General features: G+C 37.6%; 4 protein-coding genes and 2 pseudogenes. 4 read left to right on the top strand and 2 right to left on the bottom strand.

All coding sequences use genetic code 11. The annotated features are described in order from the left end of the window. The first annotated feature begins 846 nt into the window (after positions 1-846). Together FTT73_RS15775 and FTT73_RS15770 are read left to right on the top strand one after the other, a co-directional pair. Positions 847-1,203, top strand: a complete 357-nt coding sequence (locus tag FTT73_RS15775; RefSeq protein ID WP_004668307.1) for a type II toxin-antitoxin system RelE/ParE family toxin — start codon at positions 847-849, stop codon at positions 1,201-1,203. Further along, positions 1,196-1,498, top strand: coding sequence for a helix-turn-helix domain-containing protein (locus FTT73_RS15770; protein WP_001140620.1), 303 nt, complete (start codon positions 1,196-1,198; stop codon positions 1,496-1,498). The genes FTT73_RS15775 and FTT73_RS15770 overlap by 8 nt, the downstream gene beginning before the upstream one ends. A gap of 41 nt (positions 1,499-1,539) precedes the next feature. Here FTT73_RS15770 and FTT73_RS15765 read toward each other — a convergent pair. Both FTT73_RS15765 and cadR read right to left on the bottom strand, forming a co-directional pair. After that, positions 1,540-1,701: pseudogene (locus FTT73_RS15765) on the bottom strand (IS6 family transposase); the annotation flags it as partial. 93 nt (positions 1,702-1,794) lie between these two features. Then, on the bottom strand, positions 1,795-2,187 hold the full coding sequence (gene cadR, locus FTT73_RS15760; protein WP_000550240.1) for a Cd(II)/Pb(II)-responsive transcriptional regulator: 393 nt from the start codon (positions 2,185-2,187) through the stop codon (positions 1,795-1,797). 89 nt (positions 2,188-2,276) lie between these two features. Between cadR and FTT73_RS15755 the strand changes: the two genes are divergently transcribed. Together FTT73_RS15755 and FTT73_RS15750 are read left to right on the top strand one after the other, a co-directional pair. Then, the gene (locus FTT73_RS15755; RefSeq protein ID WP_180075629.1) at positions 2,277-3,557 is read left to right on the top strand and encodes a cation transporter; all 1,281 of its coding nucleotides are present in this window, start codon (positions 2,277-2,279) and stop codon (positions 3,555-3,557) included. Positions 3,558-3,620: 63 nt separating this feature from the next. Next, positions 3,621-3,717, top strand: a pseudogene (locus tag FTT73_RS15750) (IS6 family transposase); the annotation flags it as partial.

The following is a 3,717-nucleotide window of genomic DNA, read 5'->3' as shown; positions in this document are numbered from 1 at the left end:
TAACGTCTGATAATTTTTGAATATCTTTGAATTTCATCCAAGGATTATCCCTTGGATTAAATAATTTTGCTGATTAATTTAAGATCAAATAAATTGTACGTTTTTTGATTTATGACGGAAGTCTATTATATACCTTTTATAAATATTCATAAGTCTAATGGATACTTCAATTTTAAATAAAAACTGTAACTTTCCCTGATCTTATACTTTTATTAAATATAATGGCGGTTATCCGACATAGACACCAACATATCAAACCGTCCGCTAAGAAAATTGCAAAAGCGCATATTCTAAAAGCGGACATTTTTACTTTGGAGAAACCGGACATTTCTACTTTGGGCTTACAACACTTGTATATTAATTGAAATATCAGCAACTTATTAAAATCAGAAAAATGCAAAAATGAGCAAAAAGCCGATTTTGAAACAAGTCGGCTTTTTTATGAGCAGTTTTGATAGTTCTTGCCAATAATTCTGTATAGAAAATGATCAATTTTGGCATTTTCCCAATGTTCTCAGCTCTTCCAGGGCGAAAACTATCCCCAATTACTGTGGATGAAATTTAGGCTATTTTGTACGCCCTGGCGCACAACAATCTCGGCTCTTTGCGGCTACCTGGAACAGTGGAATTTTCCTATGATGAAGCCATAGAGAACAGGATGTTCCAAACAACAAGAATAAGAAAGATCGCACCAGGAACGTGAGGTAAGACAGGAGTCATACTTAGCAACCCAATATGAAAAACCCCGGCAGGATGCCGGGGTTTTTTATTGCCTATCCTTTCTCATTTGCAAAACAAACATAATGCCCCTAAAATATAGACTATAATCTATATTTTGGTTGTGGTATGTGGACAGTCATTACGACAGATCTATTTAATCAGTGGCTTGAACAGCAAGATGAACCTACACAAGAGAAGGTCCTAGCTGCCCTGGTTGTTCTACAGCAGCAGGGACCGAGTTTAGGCCGTCCTTTAGTAGATACTGTGTATGAGTCTAAATTTACCAATATGAAAGAACTGCGTGTTCAACATCGCGGTAGACCCTTAAGAGCTTTCTTCGCATTTGATCCCTTACGACAGGCTATTGTTCTATGTATTGCTGATAAAGGCGGTAAAAAGCGTTTTTATAAAGACATGCTGGATATTGCAGATGAACAATACCAACTTCATCTCACTACCCTAGGAGATAAATCTAATGGCTAAGACTCTGCAAGAATTGTTAGCTAGCCGCTCTCCAGAGAGCCAAGCCCGTATTCAAAAAATGGCTGATGAATTACTGCTAGAAAATCAGCTTCATCTTATTCGTGAAGAACTCGAAATTTCTCAAAAAGAGCTTGCTGAAACTTTGGGAATAAAACAGCCATCGCTTTCAGCAATAGAAAATCGTGGCAATGATCTTAAGATTTCAACCATGAAAAAGTATGTTGAGGCAATGGGTGGGAAGCTCCGTATTGATGTAGAGCTTCCAACAGGAAAACATATAGGATTCAACGTTTAACAATAAAAATGGGAGCTATAGGCTCCCATTTTTAGATTCGTATAACGTTGAACCCAACGGTAAATAGTCGTGTGATCAACATTCACACCCCGTTCGGCCAGCATTTCCTGCAGTTCACGATAGCTAATGCCATATTTACAATACCAACGCACAGCCCAAAGAATGATTTCGCCCTGAAAATGCCGACCATGGAAAGGATTCATATGCTGCACCTTTAGCTAAAACAGTCTTCAGCTTACCATTCGTGGTTATTTGCAACAGTGCCGATTTTTTGAAAAAAGCATAGGTCTAGATAATCAAGCTAGATTTTTTAAAACTCCACATTGGTCAATTGTACATAAACCATCACAAGTACCTCTTAAATCAGATAGTTGTTCAATAAGCTTTTGTTGCTTGATTATATTTTCTCTGATAGCACTGACATGTAAGTCAATTAATTCATTCACATCTGAACAATTTTTCTCAGGTTTGTCTTTATAGGTAAGTAATTGACGAATTTCATTCAAACTCATATTTAAAGTTCGGCAATTCAAAATAAATTTAATTCGCTCAACATAGCCTACATCGTAAAGGCGGTAATTTCCTTCCGTTCTTTCCGGTTCCGGAATTAAACCTTCCTTTTCATAAAACCTAATTGTTAATACTGAACATGAGGTTTTTTTAGAGAGTTCACCAATTTTTAAATGCATTGAGTTAGTATTTCCAAAGATTCTTGACTCTATAGTAACTATAGGGATTCTAATATTCAAAGTTTATAATTTTTTTAATGGGTATAATTATGAGTGGTTGTGGATGTAGTAAAGAAACACCATGCGAAGATAAGAAATCTCAACAAGAAAATCATCCATCAATTGCAGAAGCAAACAATTCAAAGAATTGTGATAATACGCTTAGCTGTTGTGGTGAAGAGGAAGAAAAAAAATCTTCATCTCCTTGCTGTAACACTTCAAACAGTTGTGAAGATACCGCACAATCCTGTTGTGGTTCTGATCCCAAAGAAAATTTAAGCACTGAAGACGTTTTAAAAGATTCGCACTACATGAGTGAATACTTAGTTCCCAAAATGGATTGTTCTGCGGAAGAACAGATGGTTCGTATGGCGCTATCTTCAATTGATGGTGTTCAAAAACTCCTCTTTGATTTACCTAACCGTTCTTTAAAGGTTCTACATAATCAAAAAGATGAAAATATAACCACCAAACTTGAAGCTTTGGGTTTTGGTGCAAAGCTTGTGAAGACTGAAACTTATATAAGCAATCAACAGGCTAAGCAAACAAGTACCTACACCATTCCTAAAATGGATTGCTCTGCTGAAGAGCAAATGGTCCGTATGGCTCTTGCAGATATTGAAGCAGTTAAAGGTCTTACTTTTGATCTTCCCAATCGAAAACTGAAAGTCTTCCATAATGAAGGGATTCAGCAAATTACGGCTAAACTCGAAGGACTGGGTTTTGGGGCGAAACTTGATGAAATACAGCTTTCTTCAGGCGATATACCTAATGAACCTGATCCTGTGAGACAAGCTAAAGTACTTAAACTGTTATTAGGTATTAATGCTCTACTTTTCTTTATAGAATTCATCAGCGGTATTATTGCTGCGTCTACAGGATTGATTGCTGATTCTCTAGATATGTTTGCCGATGCAGCCGTTTATGGTATTGCGCTATATGCCGTCGGAAAAGCTGCGAAATATCAAATAAAAGCAGCCCATTTCGCAGGTTGGATTCAGTTATTACTTGCTGTTATCGTGATTGTTGATGTCATTAGACGATTCATGTTTGGAAGCGAGCCAGAATCAACGCTCATGATTGTTATTGGCCTGCTCGCACTTATAGCTAACGTGACATGCTTATATCTTATTTCTGGTCATCGAGAAGATGGCGCACATATGAAAGCCAGTTGGATTTTCTCGGCGAATGACGTTGTCGTAAATATGGGCGTTATATTTGCCGGTGTACTCGTGGCGTGGACGGGATCAGCTTATCCAGACTTAATCATTGGCATACTGGTTTCTTTATTCGTACTTAATGGTGCCCGAAAAATTTTGGCTTTGAAGTAAGGGCACTGTTGCAAATAACCACGAATGGTAAGCTGAAGACTGTTTTAGCTAAAGGTGCAGCATATGAATCCTTTCCATGGTCGGCATTTTCAGGGCGAAATCATTCTTTGGGCTGTGCGCTGGTATTGTAAATATGGCATTAGCTATCGTGAACTGCAGG

The organism is Acinetobacter sp. YH01006, from assembly GCF_013420445.1.
Lineage (GTDB): Bacteria > Pseudomonadota > Gammaproteobacteria > Pseudomonadales > Moraxellaceae > Acinetobacter > Acinetobacter pseudolwoffii.
This window is presented reverse-complemented; position numbering and strand designations above follow the sequence as displayed.

Bases quoted from the DNA above. Each gene is read 5' to 3' on its own strand.
- FTT73_RS15775 (WP_004668307.1), top strand. From the start codon at position 847: ATGTGGACAGTCATTACGACAGATCTATTTAATCAGTGGCTTGAACAG.
- FTT73_RS15770 (WP_001140620.1), top strand. From the start codon at position 1,196: ATGGCTAAGACTCTGCAAGAATTGTTAGCTAGCCGCTCTCCAGAGAGC.
- cadR (WP_000550240.1), bottom strand. From the start codon at position 2,187: ATGCATTTAAAAATTGGTGAACTCTCTAAAAAAACCTCATGTTCAGTA.
- FTT73_RS15755 (WP_180075629.1), top strand. From the start codon at position 2,277: ATGAGTGGTTGTGGATGTAGTAAAGAAACACCATGCGAAGATAAGAAA.